Here is an 18774-nt window from a genome sequence, read left to right as displayed (position 1 = left end):
ATGACAGAGATCGATCTTCGACCTCAGGCCCTACCGACGCTGACCTTCGAACGAACCGTCGCGAGGGCGCACGCGCACCGGCGTGCGCTGGGCGAGGTCTTCGTGTCCGATTCTGTCGCCGAGGGCGACTCCACCTTCTATGCCGCCGTGCAGATCCCGCGCGCGCACAGCCTCTGGTACGACCGGACCACGGTGTACCACGACCCGTTCGCCATGGCCGAGGCCGCGCGGCAGGGGTCGTTCGTGGTGCTGCACCGGCATGTCGGCGTTCCCGTCGGCTTGCCGTTCAGCATGCTGCGCTACGAGTTCGAGGTCACCGATCGCGCCGCGTTTCTCGACGACGAGAAATCGCCACTGGAGGGTGTCCTGCGCTACGAGATCGTGTCGCGAACAGACCGGGGTGCCGATTTCGCCGACCTGACCTTGGAAGGTGAGCTGCGCGTCGGCGGGACAAGCGCCATGCAGCTCAGCGCCGATGTCGTGTTCCTGGCGCGCGCCGATTACGAGGCCCTGCGCGCCTACCAGCAGTCGCGGAAGTCCGAAGCCGACCCAGGACAGCCGGTCCTGTCACCACTGCCACCAGAACGGGTGGGACGGCTGGATTCCCGCAATATCGTGATCGCCGAGCCTGCCGACGAGGGCGCGCGCTGGGTGTACCCATTGCTGCCGGATCCGCGGCATCCCGCGCTGTTCGATCACGAATACGACCATGTGCCAGGGCCGTTCATCATCGAGGCGTTCCGCCAGGCCGCGATCGACACCGCGGTGCGCTCCGGTGGACTCACCTCACCGATCACCACCGTGGTGTCGTGCTCCTCGCGGTTCGACCAGTTCGGCGAATTCGGCGCGCCGCTGGAATGCGTCTGCACGCCGGTCGACTCGACACGGCCGGACACGGCCCGGGTCGACGTCGAGCTGCGCCAGTTCGATCGGGTACTCACCACCGGCACGCTCGAGCTGGCCTCGATCGCCGAATTCGCGAGTTCGTTCGTCCACCGTGTGCGGGCCGAGTCATGACGGGAATGGTCGATGTCCTGGTCGTAGGCGCGGGCCCGACGGGTCTGACGCTGGCCACCGAGCTGCGCAGGCACGGCGTCTCGTGCCGCATCATCGACCGGGCGGCGAACCGGCCCGCCGATCAGGCGCGCGCGCTGACGATGTGGGACGGCGCTCTCGATGTCCTGGCACGGCAAGGCACGGCCGAGGCGGTCCGGTCACGCGGGATCCCGATGACGGCGGCCAAGTACTTCTCCGGCGGCAAGGTCGTGGCACATGTGCCGTTCGGGCCCGCCGCGGCCAACTCCGCGTCGCCGGTGATCATCACCCAGCCCTCCGTGGAATCGGCGATGATCGAGAATCTGCGCGCGCTCGGGGTGAGCGTGCACTGGCAGACCGAGTTGACCGGGCTCATCGACACCCCGGACTCGGTGGAGACGACCCTGACCGGTCCCGACGGTGTCGAGACGCTGAGCGCCCGGTGGGTGGTCGGCTGCGACGGTACGCACAGCGCGGTGCGCACCCTGGCGGGCATCGATTTTCAGGGCAGTACGTACGAGCAGCGCTACACGCTCGGCGACGGTGACATCACGGCACCGGTGCCGCCGGGGGAGGCGCACTATCACCTCCACCCCGACGGCGTGCTCGTCGTGGTGCCGCTGCCGGACGGGCAGGTCCGGGTCTTCGCCGACGCGACCCAGCTCGGCGCCGAGGACACCGCGCCGTCGACCGCCGACCTCCAGAAGCTGGTCGACGTGCGCGCTCCCTATCCGATCAAGGTTCGGGCATTGACATGGAGCACAAGGTTTCTCGTGCACATGCGCCATGCCGAGCGGTTCCGGTCCGGGCGTTGCCTGCTGGCCGGCGATGCCGCACACGTGCACAGCCCGGCGGGCGGTCAGGGCCTCAACACCGGTATCCAGGACGCGGCCAACCTGGGATGGAAACTCGCGGCGGTCCTGCACGGCGGGGTGGACTCCGCGATACTGCTCGACAGCTACGCCGCCGAGCGCGTGCCGATCGCCCAGCAGGTGATCACCGCCGCCGACCGGCAGACCAGGCTGTGGACTGTGCGATCCGGTCGCGGCAGATGGGCCAGGGACCTGCTGCTCTCGACGCTGAGCCGCACAGGGTTGCTGGAGAAGCGCTTGGTCCCCGCACTGGCTCAATTCGAGCTGGACTACCGGGAGAGTCCCATCGTGGGCAGTGGGGGCGGGCGCCGCGGACTCGGGCGCGCGGTACCGAACGTCGAGGTGACCGGGCCGGACGGCGCGGTGGTTGCGCTGCGCTCGCTGCTCGACGCGCCAGGACACACCCTGCTGGTCGTGCTCGGTGCGCAGCCCAGTGCGCCCGACGTCCGGCTGTTGAGGCAGATTCCGGCTCGAATAGCCGCATACCGCATCGCGATACAGGTCCTGGTTCTCGCCGCCGGTGAGACCGGCCTGGAGCAGGTACTCCCCGAGGTCTACCACGTCCCACCCGGCTTCGCGCTGCGTGCGGAGCTCGCGGGCTGCGCGCTGGTGCTGATTCGCCCGGATGGCTATGTCGCCGACGCCACCTCGTCGTTGGACGTCGACGCGTTGCTGAACGGATTGCCAGGGGTGCTGAGCCCCGAGGAGAGCGGCGATCTCCTGACCCGGTGACCCACGGCAAACCACCGGAATGTCCGTGGGCGGCCGAGGCGTGACTCGGTGCGAGGGCGCCGTCACGTCTCGGCCTTTCCCACGATCGGCGTGCGGCCGGCGCCGTCGTCGGCGCACCGCTAACACGCAGGTCACCGCGTCGCAGCACCCGCCGACTACTCCCTACGACACATAGACAGCCGAGACAAGCCGCTGAGATGGTGAGCAAGCGCGCGTATCCCCGCGGGGGTACCGGTTTGTGCTCATCTACCGACTCGACCCCGAAGGGGATCACTCCATGATTGCCACATTGGTCACTCGATATCCGCGAAAGGTCCTGGTCGGCGCGTTCATCGTGTTCCTTCTGTTCGGCGTCGTCGCCGCGGGGGCGATGGACGCGTTGACGCAGAGCCGCTTCGAGTCGGCTACCGCGGAGTCCGCGGACGCGGAGCGGATGCTGGCCGAGCAGTTCGGCACCGGCACGCCCAATATCGCGGTGCTCGTCACGCCGGAGGCGGGCCGGTCGGTCGATGATGTCGATATCGCCCGTGCCGGAAGGGATTTCACCGAACTGCTGCGGGCTGAACCAGGCGTCGAGGACGTCACGTCGTTCTGGGACGCGGGATCCTCGCCCACGCTGGCGAGCGAGAACCGCGGCGAGGCATTGATCCTCGCGTGGGCGCCCGGCAGCGCCAACCACGTACGCAATGAGCTGCTGCCGGAACTCGAGAGCCGTCTTGTCGCGGCCGACGAGGCGGCCACCCAGGTCTCGGTGACCCTCGCGGGCAGCGACCAGGTGTTCCGCGCGGCGGCCGTGCAATCGCGTCAGGACTTCCTGCGCGCCGAAATGCTGATCCTGCCTTTGGTTCTCGGCCTGTTGTGGCTGGTCTTCCGACGTGTTGTGCTCGCCCTCGTCACGATCGGCATCGGCCTCTTCTCGGTCGTCGGCACGTTGGCGATCCTGCGCATCATCGCCGGCTTCACCGACGTCTCGCCGTTCGCGGCGAATATCGCGCTGACGATGGGTATCGCGCTCGGCGTCGATTACGGTCTGTTCCTGACCTACCGCTTCCGTGAAGAACTGGCCGCAGGCCGTGAGGTCGCGGACGCGGTGCGCTCGGCGTTGCGCGCCGCGGGTCACACGATCATCTTCAGCGCCGCCACCGTCGCGGCGGGACTGGCCGCGTTGTTCGTGTTTCAGTTCCCCTTCCTGTCCTCGTTCGCCTACGCGGGCATCGCCGTGGTCGCCACCGCGTTGATCGGCGTCGGAGTGATCCTGCCCGCCACCCTCACCCTGCTCGGTACCCGTGCGCTGCCGCGTAACCCGCAGCGTGCCGGTTCCACGGCGACGGGGCTGTGGGTGCGGGTGACCAGTGCGGTGATCCGCAGGCCTGCTCTCGGTGGCGCGGTCGGCCTGATCGCGCTGCTGGTGCTCGGTGCGCCCGCGCTCGGCGCTCAGTTCGGCGCACCGGACGACCGGGTCCTGCAACCGTCGCAGCCGGTCCGCACGGTCTACGACACGATCCGAGCCGAGTTCCTCACCGAGGACGCCGACGCCGTCGCCGTCGTCGCACCCGATGCGAGTCCCGATTCGATCGGCGAGTACGCGGCGCGACTGTCGCTGGTGCCGGGTGTCCTCCGCGTCGACAGCGCGCTCGGCACCTATGTGCAGGGCACGGCCACCGTCCCGGGTGACCCGACCACTCGCGCACGATTTACCGCGGAGGACGGTACGGGAACCTGGCTCTCGGTCCTGCCGACCCGAGCTCAGCTCGATGAGGGCGTCAATCACTTCGTTCGTGACATTCGAGCCACAGCAGCGCCCTCGGCGGTGATCGTGGGTGGCTCGCCCGCGATGATGGAGGACTACATCGACGGTGTCGTCGATCGCTTCCCGCTCGTCGGCCTGCTCATCGCGTTGGTGACCTTCCTGATCCTGTTCGTGATGACGGGGTCGGTGATCGCTCCGCTCAAGGCGACCGTGTTGAACATGCTCTCGCTCTCGGTCATGTTCGGTGTGCTGGTGTGGGGCTTCCAGGACGGGAATCTCGCGGGCATCCTCGACTTCACCCCGACCGGCCTGATCGAGCCGAGTATCCCGATCCTCATGTTCTGCATCGCCTACGGCCTGTCTATGGACTACGAGGTATTCCTGCTCTCCCGGATCAAGGAGGAGTACGACCGCACCGGTGATGCGAATCAATCAGTGGTGCAGGGCATTTCCCGCTCGGCTCCGTTGGTCACGGCGGCGGCGCTGATCCTGGCGATCTCCTTCGCCGTCTACGCGACCAGCGGTGTCACCTTCCTGCAACAGCTGGGCCTCGGCATGGCGTTGACCGTTCTCGTCGACGCGACGATCGTCCGAGGCATCCTGGTGCCGGCCTTCATGCGACTGGCCGGGCCGTGGAACTGGTGGGCGCCTGCGCCGCTGCGACGCCTGCACGCCCGTATCCCCGTCAGCGAACCGCTGTCGGTGACCAAGGCCGTCGACGTACAGCCGGTGGCCCGTTCTTGAGCGTCCGATAGTCACTGTCACCCGCCGTCGCCGGACGGCAATCCCAGTGCGCTGAATGTTTGCCGGCGCCCTGTCACAGGAGTCAGTAGTGAGTGCTGCAATGAGTCGTGTCCGAAAACTCGTCCTAGGCATCGCGGTGGTCGTCTCCGCCGCCGCCGTGATCACCGCGCCCGTTACCTCCGCGCAACCAGGTGCTCCCGCCGTCCCCGCGGGTGTGGTGGATATTCCTGTCGAGTTCCGGGTGGTCAACGTCAACCAGACGCAGGTCCCGTGCAGTGGCGACGGCGGGACATACACGATCGCCGGACACTTGACCGCTCCGCGCGACCAGCTCGACGGCGATGGTGCGATCACCCTGTACGAGCACGGCATCGCCGGCGGTGAATGGTACTGGCGGCTACCGGTCGCGGGGTATCACCATTCCTACGAGATGGCCGCGCGCGGCCACGCCTCGTTGACCATCGACCGCCTCGGCTACGACCGTAGTGATGCTCCGGCAGGCACGGGTATCTGCATGGGTTCGCAGGCCACCATGGCGCATCAGATCGTGCAGGCCCTGCGCAGTGGCGACTATGTCCGGGGCGACGGCGCCGTGGCGCCCAGATTCGACAAGGTGTTCCTCGCCGGGCAGTCCAACGGCGGGCAGCTCGCCGAAATCGAGGCGTACAGCTTCCACGACGTCGATTCGATCATCCTGATGGCGTGGGTCGACCGCGGATTGACCCCCGAGGTCTATCCACGATTCTTCGTGGCGGCAGGCCAGTGCGCGGCCGGCGGTTCCGCGCACGAGAAGGATCCGGGCAAGCGCGGCTACGTGTACTTCGATCAGGGGCGCGAGGAGTTCGAAACCGGAAACTTCGACGGGATAGATCCCGCCGTTCTGGCCACCGCCTTGCCCCTGCAGAACCAGCATCCGTGCGGCGACATGATGAGCCAGGGCCAGGGTCTTGCCCTCAATCTCGCCAAGGCGGGAGAAATCACCGTGCCGGTGCTCGGCATGTACGGCGAACGTGACCGCCGGGTGACGGCGGGCATGGAGGCGGGCGCCTACTTCACCTCCGCACCGGAGACCAAGGCCGTCGTCATCGCGGGCGCCGGGCACTACATCGGCCAATCCGTCGATCCCAGTAGGGTTTTCGACCCCTTGGCCGACTGGCTCGACAAGTACTCGGGCTGATGTCGAACAGTCTCGAAGCCCGAACGTCAAGGGGAGGTCCGCAGTGGTGATCCGGAAGGCCGGCGCTGCCGGGGTGGGTGTGCATCGGTGGTGGACACTGGCCACGGTCTGTGCCGCAACGTTCATGTTGATGCTCGACCTCACCGTGGTGAACGTCGCGATGCCCGCCATCCAGGTGGATCTCGACGCGACCTTCGGTGACATGCAATGGGTCATCGATGCCTACGCGCTGGGGTTGGCCGCGTTTCTCCTGTCGGCGGGGTCACTGGCAGACCGCGTAGGTCGGCGCAAACTGTTCGCGCTGGGTCTGGTCGTGTTCACCCTGGCCTCGGTGGCCTGTGGTCTGGCTACCGAACCGTCGTTGCTGATCGTTGCCCGCGGGGTCCAGGGAATCGGCGCCTCGATCCTGTACGCCGTGGGGCCGGCGCTGATCGCCGCCGAGTTCCACGGCAGGGAACGCGGTAGCGCCTTCGGAATCTTCGGCGCCATCGCCGGCGTCGCCGTTGCCGCCGGTCCCCTGATCGGTGGGGCGCTCACCGAACTCGATTGGCGCTGGGTGTTCTACATCAACCTGCCGGTGGGGCTGCTCGCGCTGCTGATCGTCCTGACCATGGTGCCCGAGAGTGCCGGGCGCGGTGACCGTCCCACCGACTACGCGGGCCTCGCCTTGCTGTCGGCGGGATTGTTCACCCTGGTCTTCGCGATCATCCGGGCACCGATCGTCGGATGGATCTCGCCGACGACGGGTGTCGCCCTGGCCGCATCGGTCGCGCTGCTGATCGGGTTCGTCGTCGTGCAGTCACGGATCAGCTACCCGATGCTGGACCTGGCGCTGCTACGCAACCGTACGTTCGACGCGCTGTCGGCCGCGACATTCACGATCAACTTCGCCGTACTGCCGGTGATCCTGTTCGGAGTGCTGTGGATGCAGGGTGTACTGGGACTGTCGGCGATCGAAACGGGCATCCGGTTCCTGCCGTTGACAGTGATGCTGCTCCTCGCGGCTACCGTCGGCGGTGTCCTCAGCGCGCGGGTGCCGACGAATCTGCTGATCGGTGCGGCCCTGGTGCTCACCGGGGCGGGTTTCCTGCTCCTGCTCGGAGTCGATGCGAACGACAGCTGGACGGCGGCGTTGGTTCCCTTCCTCGTCGCCGGCCTCGGCATGGGGCTGTTCAATCCGCCGCGGGCCAACGCATCGGTGGCCCTGGTCTCCGCCGACGACTCCGGCATGGGCTCGGGAGCCAACGAGACCTTTCAGCAGGTCGGTGCCGCTCTGGGCATCGCGGTGCTCGGTGCGGTCGCGCACGCATCGATCAACACGGCACTGTCCGAGGACCTCGGCTTGTCGGATACCGCGTTGGAGACAGCCTCGGACGCGGTGGCGGCCGGCGCGATCGGACCGTTCGTGGCCACGGTGCCGCCGGATCGCGCCGACGCTGTCGGCGCGGCCGCGGCCGAGGCGTTCCTCGGAGCGTTCGCCGATGTCGCGATGATCGGCGGAATCGCCTGCGTCGTGGTCGGCGCGGCGGCATTCGTCCTGATTCGCCGACGCGACTTCGTCCTCGACCCCACTGCTCCCGACCTCGAATCGCGGCCGAGCCAGGAAGCGCAGGAGACGCCGGTGCCTTGATCCGCCGACGAGTTGTCGCGTGACCTGGAATTCCAGGTCACGCGACATACGTCCGATGACGGTGGACAAATGCCGCCGCACCTCGCTTCGGCGCTGCCGGTGGCGAGGGCAGTGGTCGACAGCAAACTGCGAGACAACCAGATGTGCGGAGAGGCGCTCCGGCGGGCCCGTAGCCGTCGATGAACAGCAGACGGCTGCCCGCGTCGTGCGGTGCGGTCGGCGCTGGAAATGCGTAGGGTGACGAGCAACCGGGCCCGGCGGTAATGCGACGAATTCACGTCCACTCCTGGCCGGTTGCGGCGCGCCGGGCTGTTACCTGGAATAGTTGGTGCCGCACGCACAGGACCAAAGCGAAAGCGGGGATGTTGGTGACTTCGACGGAAGGTGTGAGCGGGCCGAAGCTGGCGAAGGACGCCGGTACGGCAACGCCGAGCACCCTGGAGCGTGACGTCCAGACTCTCGAGAAGGCGATCTACGAGGTCAAACGGGTCATCGTCGGTCAGGATCGGCTCGTGGAGCGGTTGCTCGTCGGCGTGCTGGCGCGTGGTCACGTGCTGCTCGAGGGTGTGCCCGGCGTCGCGAAGACCCTCGCCGTCGAGACGTTCGCCAAGGTCGTCGGCGGCTCGTTCTCCCGGGTGCAGTTCACCCCGGACCTGGTGCCCACCGACCTCATCGGTACCCGGATCTATCGCCAGGGCCGCGAGGAGTTCGACACCGAGCTCGGTCCGGTCGTCGCCAACTTCGTGCTCGCGGACGAGATCAACCGCGCGCCGGCCAAGGTGCAGTCGGCACTGCTCGAGGTGATGGCCGAGCGCAAGCTGTCGATCGGTGGCAAGACCTACCCGATGCCCGATCCGTTCCTGGTCATGGCGACCCAGAACCCGATCGAGAGCGAGGGCGTCTACCCGCTGCCCGAGGCCCAGCGTGACCGCTTCCTGTTCAAGGTCGTCGTCGACTACCCCTCGGTCGAGGAAGAGCGCGAGATCATCTACCGGATGGGCGTGACCCCGCCGGAGCCCAAGCAGATCCTGGCGCCCGAGGACATCATCCGGCTGCAGAAGCTGGCCGCCAACGTCTTCGTGCACCACGCTCTGGTCGACTACGTCGTCCGTGTGATCACCGCGACCCGCACGCCCGCCGACTTCGGCATGGCCGATGTCGCCAGCTGGATCGCCTACGGCGCCTCCCCGCGTGCCAGCCTCGGCATCATCGCCGCCGCGCGCTCGGTCGCGCTGATCCGCGGCCGTGACTACGTGGTGCCGCAGGACGTCGTCGAGGTGATCCCGGACGTGCTGCGCCACCGTTTGGTGCTGTCCTACGACGCGCTCGCCGACGAGGTCACCCCGGAGGATGTCATCAAGCGGGTCCTGCAGACCGTCGGTCTGCCGCAGGTCGCGCCGCAGGCCGTCGGCGGCCAGGCCGCCCCGCAGCAGCCCGCGGTGCCGCAGCCGCCCGCCCAGCAACAGCCCGTCCCGCAGCCGGTGAACGGGCAGCAGTCCCAGCCCGCCGGCCACGTCGCGCCCCAGTGAGTGCGCCGGAACCCGTTGTCCGCGTGCCCCTGTCGTCGCACGCGCCGCCGTCGTTCCGTGCCGGTGAACTGACCGACCCGAAGCTGTCGGCCGCGCTCAAGACGCTCGAACTGACGGTGCGGCGCCGCCTCGACGGCGTCCTGCACGGCGACCATCAGGGACTCATCCCCGGACCGGGCTCGGAACCGGGCGAGGCACGCCTGTACCAGCCGGGTGACGATGTGCGGCAGATGGATTGGTCGGTCACCGCCCGCACCACCCATCCGCACGTGCGGCAGATGATCGCCGACCGCGAACTCGAGACCTGGCTCGTCGTCGACCTGTCGTCGAGCCTGGACTTCGGTACCGGCCGGGTGCAGAAGCGCGATCTCGCCATCGCTGCGGCCGCGGCCATCACCCACCTCACCTCCGGTGGCGGCAACCGCATCGGCGCCGTGGTCGCGACGGGTCAGGATCTGGTTCGCATCCCCGCCCGCAGTGGTCGCCTGCACGCGCAGACCATGCTGCGCGGCATCGCGACCACCCCGCACGCCCGCGACGGCGTCCGCGGTGACCTGAAGGCCGGGATCGAATCGCTGCGCCGTCCGCAGCGCAAACGCGGTCTGGCCGTGGTGATCAGCGACTACCTCGGTGACGTCGACTGGCAGCGTTCCCTGCGCGCGATCTCGGCACGCCACGACCTGCTCGCGGTGGAGGTGCTCGACCCGCTCGACGTCGCCCTGCCCGACGGCGGTGACGTGGTGCTGCACGATCCGGAATCCGGACGCACCCGCGAGTTCAGCGTGACCCCCACGCTGCGTGCCGATTTCGCGGCCGCGGCCATGGCCCAGCGTGAACAGGTGCACCTGGCACTGCGCAACTGCGGCGCGCCGGTGCTGTCCTTGCAGACCGATCGGGACTGGATCGCCGACGTGGTCCGGTTCGTGTCCACCCGGCGCCACAGCTTCGGCGCCCCGAGCGGGCGGGTGCCTCGCCAGTGAGTATTTCGCATTTCACGGCCGTCGTCTGGCTCGGTTTCCTGGCGGTCGTCGCCCTGCTGGTGCTCGGCTACGTGCTGGTGCAGCGCGCCAGGCACAAGCGGATGTTGCAGTTCGGCAACATGTCCGTGCTCGAGCGGGTCGCCCCGTCGCGGCCGAGCCCGATGCGGCACGTGCCGATCGCGCTGATCCTGGTCGGCCTCGTGCTGCTGACCATCGCCGCCGCCGGTCCCACCGCCGTGCAGAAGGTGCCGCGCAACCGGGCCACCGTCGTGCTGGTGATGGACGTGTCGCTGTCGATGGAGGCCACCGATGTCGAACCGAACCGGCTGCAGGTCGCGCAGCGGGCCGGCAAGGAATTCGTCGACGGCCTGACCCCCGGCATCAACCTCGGTTTCGTCACCTTCGCGGGCACCGCGTCGGTGATGGTGTCGCCGACGACCAACCGCGAGGCCGTCAAGCACGCGATCGACAACATCAAGCTGGCCGAGCGCACCGCGACCGGCGAGGGCATTCTGACCGCCCTGCAGTCGATCGACACCCTGGCCGCCGTGCTCGGTGGCGCGGAGACCCCGCCGCCCGCGCGCGTGGTGCTGATGTCGGACGGCAAGCAGACCGTGCCCGACGACAAGGACGTGGACAACCCCCGCCACGGCTTCACCGCGGCCCGGCTGGCCAAGAACAAGAACATCCCGGTCTCGACCATCTCCTTCGGCACCGAATGGGGCACGGTCGAGATCCCGGATTCCGACGGCAAGGGTTCGCAGCGGGTGAAGGTGCCCGTCGACAACGCCTCGCTGCAGGAGATCGCCAAACTGTCCGGCGGTGAGTTCTACACCGCGTCCTCGCTGGCCGAACTGCGCGCCGTCTACGACACGCTCGAGGAACAGATCGGCTACGAGACCACCCGTGGCGACGCGAGCAGGCCGTGGCTGTTGCTCGGCATGCTGTTCATCGCCGCGGGCGTCGTGGTCAGTTTGCTCTATCGTCAACGCCTGCCCTAGCACCCCCGGCCCCGCATTTGTGAGTCGTCGCAGTGGCGCGACCCTGACGCGGGGCACACGAACCGGAACAGATAGGTTGGACCCTATGTCGAACGTCACACCCCGCTCGGTCCTGGTGACCGGTGGTAACCGCGGTATCGGTCTCGCGGTCGCCCAGCGCCTGCTCGCCGACGGCCACAAGGTCGCCGTCACGCACCGCGGATCGGGGGTGCCCGACGGCCTGTTCGGTGTGAAGTGCGATGTCACCGACAGCGAGTCGGTCGACCGTGCGTTCACCGAGGTCGAGGAGCACCAGGGCCCGGTCGAGGTGCTGGTCGCGAACGCGGGCATCACCGACGACACCCTGTTGATGCGCATGACCGAGGAGCAGTTCGAGCGCGTCATCGACGCCAACCTCACCGGCGCCTTCCGCTGTGCCAAGCGCGCCAACCGCGCCATGCTTCGCGCGCGGTGGGGCCGGATGATCTTCCTCGGCTCCGTCGTCGGTCTCGGCGGTGGCCCCGGTCAGATCAACTACGCCTCCTCCAAGGCAGGCGTGATCGGCATGGCGCGCTCCATCACTCGCGAACTGGGCTCGCGTTCGATCACCGCCAACGTGGTCGCTCCCGGTTTCATCGAGACCGACATGACCTCCGAGCTGCCCGAGGATCTGAAGGAAACCGCCAAGAAGTTCATTCCGCTGGGTCGCCTGGGCCAGGCCGAGGACGTCGCCGCGGTGGTCAGCTTCCTGGCGTCGGAAGACTCGCGCTACGTCACCGGCGCCGTCATTCCGGTCGACGGCGGCATGGGCATGGGTCACTGATCCGCTAACGGATTGCCCCGCGCCACCGACAAGGTGGCGGCAACCATACTGATTTCAGGGAGAACCGAAAACTCATGGGCGGACTGCTCGAAGGCAAGACCATCCTGGTCACCGGCATCATCACCGATTCGTCGATCGCGTTCAGCGCGGCGGCGGTCGCGCAGGAGCAGGGCGCGAAGGTGATCATCACCGGCATCCCGGAACGGCTGCGGCTGATCGACCGCATCGCCAAGCGCTTGCCGCAGGAGGTGCCGCCGGCGATCCCGCTGGACGTCACCAACGAGGAGAACCTGGGCGCGCTGGCGGACGCCCTGCGCGAGCTGGCGCCCGAGGGCATCGATGGTGTGCTGCACTCGATCGCCTTCGCGCCCAAGACCCTGATGGGTCCGGAGGCGGTGCCGTTCCTGGAGGGCCCCGGCCCCGATGTGGCGAAGTCGTTCGAGATCTCCGCGTGGAGCTACGCCTCGCTGGCCCGCGCCGTGCTGCCCGTGATGAACGAGGGCGGCTCCATCGTCGGCATGGACTTCGATCCGCGCGTGGCGATGCCGTACTACAACTGGATGGGCGTCTCCAAGGCCGCGCTGGAGTCGGTGAACCGGTACGTGGCCCGGGAAGTGGGCTACGCCAAGAAGATCCGCTCCAACCTGATCGCCGCGGGTCCGGTGAAGACCCTCGCGGCCAAGGCCATCGCCGGTACCGCCACCGACGACGCCAAGCAACTGCGTCAGCTGGACGAGTACTGGGACGGCGCGTCGCCGATCGGCTGGGACGGCGCCGACGCGCGCGCCGTCGGCAAGTCGATCGTCGCGCTGCTTTCGGACTGGCTGCCCGCCACGACCGGCTCGATCATCTACGTCGACGGCGGCGCCAGCCACAACATGTGGTTCCCCGAGGGCTTCACCGCCAACTGATGACCGACGGCCTGCTGCTGCTGTCCTTCGGCGGTCCCGAGGGCCCCGAGGACGTGATCCCCTTTCTGGAGAACGTCACTCGGGGCCGCGGGATCCCGCGCGCCCGGCTCGACGAGGTCGCTCAGCACTACCTGCATTTCGGTGGTGTCTCGCCGATCAACGCGCTGAACCGGCAGATCATCGCCGCGGTCGAGGCCGAACTGGACGCCGCCGGGCTCGACCTGCCGGTGTACTTCGGTAACCGCAACTGGCATCCGATGGTGGAGGACACCGTCGCCACGATGACCGCCGACGGTGTGCGTTCCGCCCTGGTCTTCCCGACCTCGGCGTGGGGCGGCTACTCCGGCTGTCGCCAGTACGACGAGGACATCACCCGCGCCCGCGCCGCGGTCGGGGCAGGCGCGCCCGAACTGGTGAAGCTGCGCCAGTACTTCGACCACCCACTGCTGATCGAGTCCTTCGCCGACGCGATCACCGCGGCGGTACAACAGATTCCGGCCGACCGGCGCGCGGGCGTGCGCCTGGTGTTCACCGCGCACTCCATCCCGGTCTCGGCCGACATCGCCGCGGGCCCGCCCGCCGACGGTGGCCGCCTCTACAGCAGGCAAGTCGCCGAAGCGGCCCGATTGTGTGCCGCGGCAACCGGTTTCACCGACTACGACGTGGTGTGGCAGTCCCGATCCGGCCCGCCGCAGGTGCCGTGGCTGGAACCCGACATCGTCGACCATCTGGATGTGCTGCACGGCAAGGGAATCGACGCCGTGGTGGTCTGCCCGGTCGGCTTCGTCTCCGATCATCTCGAGGTGATCTGGGACCTCGACAACGAGGCATCGGCCAGGGCCGCCGAACTCGGCATGGCCTTCGCCCGCGCCGCCACCCCCGGCACCGACCCGCGCTTCGCCCGCATGATCGTCGAGCTGATCCAGGAACGCCTCGGCGGGGGAGCAGTGCGCGAACTCGGCGAGGTCCCCGGCTACGGATGCACCGTCGACGGCGCCCTGTGCGCGCCCGGCTGCTGCGCGCCACCGTCGCGCCCGGCCCGGCCATGAACACAACCGGATAAACATTCGCCGGGCTACCGGGGTGCCGGGAGTAGGCTTTTGCGGGACTGTGCTCGACAGATCGGAGGATTCCGATGCGTTCGACGATGTCCCGCCGCGGACGGACGGCGGGTGTTCTCCTGGTCCTGACCGCGACGTCGCTGGGACTGAGCGGCTGCGGCGGCGACTCCGGCTACGAGACCGTCGGCCCGGCCCCCACCGAACCCACCATCTCGCAGGCGTCGGTGGACGAACTCTGCGGCATCCTCGACGGCCAGAAGGGCACCTGGAAGGCACTCGGCCCACCGGTCGCCCGGGTGGCGTTCACCGGCGCGATGAAACTGTGGACGGTGCAGGACCCGGCCGCGAACGCCGCGATCTCCTGGAACCGCCACATCGTCGACACCGTCACCACCCGCACATGCCCCGAAGTCCGCACCGCCACACTGAAAGTCCTCGACCAGCCCGACTTGAAGACCGCGATCGGCGGATTCTGAACCGGCGCTTGTCACTTCGGACGCCTGCTGCGCTAGCATCGCCCGCAGACCTTCGACGGAAGGTGGAGATTCGCGACGGGGGAGGCCCGATGAACCATGCCGAAATACCGGTCAGCACACTAGTGCTCGCGTCCGCGACGGACGCTGTCGACGCTCGCCGCGGGGGCGGTGGTGACGGGGTGAGTATCGGTATCGGCCTGCCCGATTGGGTCTGGATCACCATTCTCACGGTGATCGCGGTGATCATCCTGATCGTGGTCATCCGCAAGTTCAGCGGCGGCTCGAACAACGGTGCGCCCCAGCAGATGCCGCCGCAGCAGTACCAGCAGCCGCGCCCGCACCAGCCGTACCCGCCGCAGTACCAGCAGTCCCACGGATACCCGCAGCAGCCACACGGCCAGTATCCGCCGCAGTACCAGCAGGCGCCCTACCCTCAGCCGTACCCGCCGCAGCAGCCGATGCCGTATCCGCAGCCGGGGCCGTACCAGGGCCAGCCGCAGTACCAGCAGCCCTACCGGCGCTGACGGACCGGCGAGGCTAGCGGGCGGGCCCGGCGGCGGCATGCACTGCCACCAGCCGGGCTTCGCGGATCGTGTTCCACAGCGGACGCAGCAACGACTCGTGCGCACCGATCGCGGTGGCCGAGGTCGGCGAGGACGCCGGTTCGTGCTGGGCGACGGTGAGAATCGCCGCCACGTGGTCGGCGGTGTCGAGAATGCGCTTGGCGCGCAACGGAATCGAGTCGGGATAGGCGTGCCGGGAGTACGCCGCCAGCTGCGCTTCGATCTGCTCGCGCGGGTCGGCGTCGGTGTTGCCGACGGAGGTGGTGTGCAGCTGCATGAGCGCGTCGGCGGCGTCGCGGACGGCCTCGCGCATCGTGTACTCGGCCTCACCGAGGGACATGTCGGGACCGGTGACGCGCGGAATGTCGACGCTGTAGACGGTCCACTGCAGGTTCTCGTCGTCGTCCCACTGCGGGATCAGACCGGTGCCTTCCTCGCCGGGAACACCGAGCAGCAGGCCTTCCTCGGCCTCGATCGCGTCGGCCGCGAACGCGGTGCCGACCGGCAGTCCGCGCACGTCACCGGGCGCGGGCAGCACCAGGCGCAGCTGCGCGCCCGGCGGCGCCATCGCCTCCCGGATCACCTTCAGCAGCGGCATGACCCCGGTGCCGGCGCCCTCGTCGCGTGAGGTCCACGGCAGGTCGCTGCGCCCGCCGGTGACCGGATCGCCGGCGGCCAGTGTGTGCCGCGCCGCCCAGGCGTGCAGTGCCTCCAGGAGGTCGTCGGGCGCGCTGGTACCGGCCAGCCAGGAGCCGGCCCACAGCGTCAGCGTGGCACTGGGAGAGCACATAATCAACGAGCATAAAGGTTTGCCCGGCTTCGTGTGCGGGCACTGAGGACCTGTCTGACCTGCGGGTCGACTACTCGGGTTCGGTGACGAAGTCGATGAGCCGTTCGACGGCGCCGATCAGCGGCGCCTCCAGATCGCGGAACGAGCCGACCGCGTTGTAGACCCGCCGCCAGCCTTCCTGCGGCGTTCCCCAGCCCAGGCGCGCGCAGATGCCGGTCTTCCAGTCCTCGCCGCGCGGCACCGTCGGCCAGGCCTCGATGCCGACCGCGGCGGGCCGCACCGCCTGCCACACATCGATGAACGGATGTCCGGTCACCAGTACGTGCGGGCCGAGGCCGGTGGTCAGCTGGGTCTCCTTGGAACCGGTCACCAGGTGATCGACCAGCACGCCGACCCTGGCGCCGGGACCGGGCCCGAATTCGGTGAGCCGGACGCCGAGATTGTCCAGGCCCTCGAGATGCTCGACGACGACGCCCTCCACCCGCAGATCGTGCCCCCAGACCCGCTCGACGAGCGCCGCGTCGTGCACGCCCTCCACCCAGATCCGGCTGGTCCTGGCGACCCGGGCCCGCAGACCCTCGACCCGGGTGGACCCCGACGCCGACCGGGCCGGCTGCTTGGCCGCCTGCGCGGTCGGGCGCACCAGCGTGACGGGTTTGCCGTCGATGAGGAACGCCGCTTCGCGCAGCGCGAACAGCCGGACCGCGCCGCGCCCGTCCTCGAGTTTCACGAAGTCGCCGTCGTAGCTGCGGTCGAAACCGACTACCGCGCCGCAGAATCCGCTCGCCGCGTCCTCCACCACCAGGTCCCGCTCGGCAGTCACTTTCGGTACCGGTGTCTTCTTGGTCCGCTGGTGTCCGGAATAGATGTCGCCGCCGTACATGTCACGCCCACTCACCCGGCCGAGCTTAGAGGCGTGGACGCCGCACCGGCGGTAGCGGCGCGCGAAAACGGTTGGACGCCAAGATCGCGCTCGTGGGCGGCGAGCCCGCCCAGAAACCCGCATTCGGGGCTAGTCTGGGGTCGTGGCCGCAATAATCTGGCTGATCGCGGGCATCGTCCTGGCGGCGGCGGAAATGCTCACCGGGGATCTCACGCTGCTCATGCTCGGTGTCGCCGCACTCGGCACCGCGGCCGTGAGCGCTGCGGCAGGCCTACCGCTGTGGGGCGATGCGCTGGTGTTCGGCGCGGTCGCTGGGGTGCTGTTCCTGGGTGTGCGGCCGGTGCTGCGCCGCAAGTTCGGTTCCCCGCCCCCCATTCCGACGAATGTCGATGCGCTGCCGGGGAAGTCGGCGCTCGTGCTCGAACAGGTCGCCGAACATTCGGGTCAGGTCAAGCTCGGTGGTGAAGTGTGGACCGCGCGGCCGCTGGACCCGAACGATGTCTATGACGCCGGCGTGACCGTCTACGTGATGAAGATCGACGGCGCGACCGCCGTCGTCTGGAAGGGTCCTTAGCAATGGTTGCCTTGATCGTGGCCGCCGTCCTCGTCCTGCTGGTCGTGGTGGTGGTCTTCAAATCGATCGCCCTGGTCCCGCAAGCCGAGGCGGCGGTGATCGAACGGCTCGGGCGGTATTCGCGCACCGTGTCCGGTCAGCTGACATTCCTCGTCCCGTTCGCCGACCGCATCCGCGCGAAGGTGGACCTGCGTGAGCGGGTCGTGTCCTTCCCGCCGCAGCCGGTGATCACCCAGGACAACCTCACCCTGCAGATCGACTCGGTGGTGTATTTCCAGGTCACCAGCCCGCAGGCCGCCGTCTACGAGATCAGCAACTACATCGCCGCCGTCGAGCAGCTCACCGTCACCACCTTGCGCAACGTGGTCGGCGGCATGACCCTCGAGGAGACGCTGACCTCCCGCGATCAGATCAACAACCAGCTGCGCGGCGTCCTCGACGAGGCGACCGGCCGCTGGGGCCTGCGCGTGGCCCGCGTCGAGCTCAAGTCCATCGATCCGCCGCCGTCGATCCAGGAATCGATGGAGAAGCAGATGAAGGCCGACCGCGAGAAGCGGGCGATGATCCTGACCGCGGAGGGCACCCGCGAATCGCAGATCAAGACGGCCGAGGGTGCCAAGCAGGCCCAGATCCTGGCCGCCGAGGGCGGCAAGCAGTCCGCGATCCTCTCGGCCGAAGGTGAGCGCCAGAGCCGCATCCTGCGCGCCCAGGGTGAACGCGCCGCCTCGTACCTGCAGGCGCAGGGCCAGGCCAAGGCCATCGAGAAGGTGTTCGCCGCCATCAAGAACGGCAAGCCGACGCCGGAACTGCTTGCCTACCAATACATGCAGACGCTGCCGATGGTGGCCCGCGGCGACGCCAACAAGGTGTGGCTGGTGCCCAGCGACTTCGGCAAGGCACTCGAGGGCTTCGCCCAGAACTTCGCCACCAAGGGCGAGGACGGCGTCTTCCGGTACGAACCGTCCACCGAGGAGCATCCGCCGGTGAAGATCGAGGACGACTCCGACGTCGCCGACTGGTTCGAGACGGCATCCGACCCGAAGATCGAGCAGGCCGTGCGCGCCGCGGAAGCGACCGCCCGGACCCCCGTCGAGGGTTTCGAGCCGCCGCGACCGAAAACCGTTGCGCCGGTGGAGCACCCGACGCTGCCGACGCCACCGCCGATCGCCCCCGAGCAGCAGCCGCCCGCGCCCCGTCCGGACGACCCGTACGGTCGCCCCTGGCAGCCGCCGCAGCACGGCTGAGCCGAGCGGGGCGGTCGGGC

Annotated in this window: 17 protein-coding genes; 15 read left to right on the top strand and 2 right to left on the bottom strand. The window is 68.6% G+C overall.

Going from position 1 to position 18774, the window contains the following annotated elements; all coding sequences use genetic code 11:
- The 13 genes from IEY60_RS02770 (at position 1) to IEY60_RS02710 (ending at position 15224) form a co-directional block, all read left to right on the top strand.
- Entirely contained in the window at positions 1–1017 is a 1017-nt protein-coding gene (locus tag IEY60_RS02770) for an AfsA-related hotdog domain-containing protein (RefSeq protein ID WP_189023436.1), read from the top strand.
- A complete protein-coding gene (locus tag IEY60_RS02765) occupies positions 1014–2639 on the top strand; it encodes an FAD-dependent monooxygenase (RefSeq protein ID WP_189023434.1) in 1626 nt (541 codons plus the stop codon). Before IEY60_RS02770 ends, IEY60_RS02765 begins: the two co-directional genes overlap by 4 nt.
- A 277-nt stretch (positions 2640–2916) precedes the next feature.
- Positions 2917–5133, top strand: coding sequence for an MMPL family transporter (locus IEY60_RS02760; protein WP_189023432.1), 2217 nt, complete (start codon positions 2917–2919; stop codon positions 5131–5133).
- 100 nt (positions 5134–5233) lie between these two features.
- Positions 5234–6310, top strand: coding sequence for an alpha/beta hydrolase (locus IEY60_RS02755; RefSeq protein WP_189023429.1), 1077 nt, complete (start codon positions 5234–5236; stop codon positions 6308–6310).
- 43 nt (positions 6311–6353) lie between these two features.
- Positions 6354–7940, top strand: coding sequence for an MFS transporter (locus IEY60_RS02750; RefSeq protein WP_189023427.1), 1587 nt, complete (start codon positions 6354–6356; stop codon positions 7938–7940).
- A gap of 362 nt (positions 7941–8302) precedes the next feature.
- Positions 8303–9469 carry a chaperone MoxR1 gene (gene moxR1, locus IEY60_RS02745; RefSeq protein WP_189023425.1) on the top strand — a complete coding sequence of 389 codons (1167 nt, stop codon included), beginning with the start codon at positions 8303–8305 and terminating at the stop codon, positions 9467–9469.
- Between the two features lie 23 nt (positions 9470–9492).
- The gene (locus tag IEY60_RS02740; RefSeq protein WP_189023423.1) at positions 9493–10449 is read left to right on the top strand and encodes a DUF58 domain-containing protein; all 957 of its coding nucleotides are present in this window, start codon (positions 9493–9495) and stop codon (positions 10447–10449) included.
- Positions 10446–11450: a VWA domain-containing protein gene (locus IEY60_RS02735; RefSeq protein WP_189023421.1), complete on the top strand. Its 1005-nt coding sequence runs from the start codon at positions 10446–10448 to the stop codon at positions 11448–11450. The genes IEY60_RS02740 and IEY60_RS02735 overlap by 4 nt, the downstream gene beginning before the upstream one ends.
- Before the next feature lie 85 nt (positions 11451–11535).
- The gene (gene fabG1 / locus IEY60_RS02730) at positions 11536–12252 is read left to right on the top strand and encodes a 3-oxoacyl-ACP reductase FabG1 (RefSeq protein WP_189023419.1); all 717 of its coding nucleotides are present in this window, start codon (positions 11536–11538) and stop codon (positions 12250–12252) included.
- A 74-nt stretch (positions 12253–12326) separates the two neighbouring features.
- Positions 12327–13163, top strand: coding sequence for an NADH-dependent enoyl-ACP reductase InhA (gene inhA / locus IEY60_RS02725; RefSeq protein ID WP_189023417.1), 837 nt, complete (start codon positions 12327–12329; stop codon positions 13161–13163).
- Positions 13163–14212: a ferrochelatase gene (locus tag IEY60_RS02720; protein ID WP_189023415.1), complete on the top strand. Its 1050-nt coding sequence runs from the start codon at positions 13163–13165 to the stop codon at positions 14210–14212. The genes inhA and IEY60_RS02720 overlap by 1 nt, the downstream gene beginning before the upstream one ends.
- Positions 14213–14298: 86 nt before the next feature.
- Complete coding sequence (locus IEY60_RS02715) at positions 14299–14700, top strand: hypothetical protein (protein WP_189023414.1); 402 nt, start codon at positions 14299–14301, stop codon at positions 14698–14700.
- Between the two features lie 179 nt (positions 14701–14879).
- Entirely contained in the window at positions 14880–15224 is a 345-nt protein-coding gene (locus tag IEY60_RS02710) for a hypothetical protein (RefSeq protein ID WP_189023413.1), read from the top strand.
- 13 nt (positions 15225–15237) lie between these two features.
- Here IEY60_RS02710 and IEY60_RS02705 read toward each other — a convergent pair whose 3' ends face one another.
- The gene (locus tag IEY60_RS02705; protein WP_189023412.1) at positions 15238–16053 is read right to left on the bottom strand and encodes an Rv1486c family protein; all 816 of its coding nucleotides are present in this window, start codon (positions 16051–16053) and stop codon (positions 15238–15240) included.
- 70 nt (positions 16054–16123) lie between these two features.
- Positions 16124–16936, bottom strand: a complete 813-nt coding sequence (locus IEY60_RS02700) for a DUF3097 domain-containing protein (protein ID WP_189024822.1) — start codon at positions 16934–16936, stop codon at positions 16124–16126.
- A gap of 142 nt (positions 16937–17078) precedes the next feature.
- Between IEY60_RS02700 and IEY60_RS02695 the strand changes: the two genes are divergently transcribed.
- Both IEY60_RS02695 and IEY60_RS02690 read left to right on the top strand, forming a co-directional pair.
- The gene (locus IEY60_RS02695) at positions 17079–17510 is read left to right on the top strand and encodes an NfeD family protein (protein ID WP_189023411.1); all 432 of its coding nucleotides are present in this window, start codon (positions 17079–17081) and stop codon (positions 17508–17510) included.
- A gap of 2 nt (positions 17511–17512) precedes the next feature.
- A complete protein-coding gene (locus IEY60_RS02690) occupies positions 17513–18754 on the top strand; it encodes an SPFH domain-containing protein (RefSeq protein ID WP_189023410.1) in 1242 nt (413 codons plus the stop codon).
- Positions 18755–18774: the final 20 nt, after the last annotated feature.

Origin of the sequence: Nocardia rhizosphaerihabitans (assembly GCF_014646295.1) — a bacterium.
Lineage (GTDB): Bacteria > Actinomycetota > Actinomycetes > Mycobacteriales > Mycobacteriaceae > Nocardia > Nocardia rhizosphaerihabitans.
Note: the sequence above shows the minus strand (reverse complement) of the source record. Positions and strands in the feature narration are given on the sequence as shown.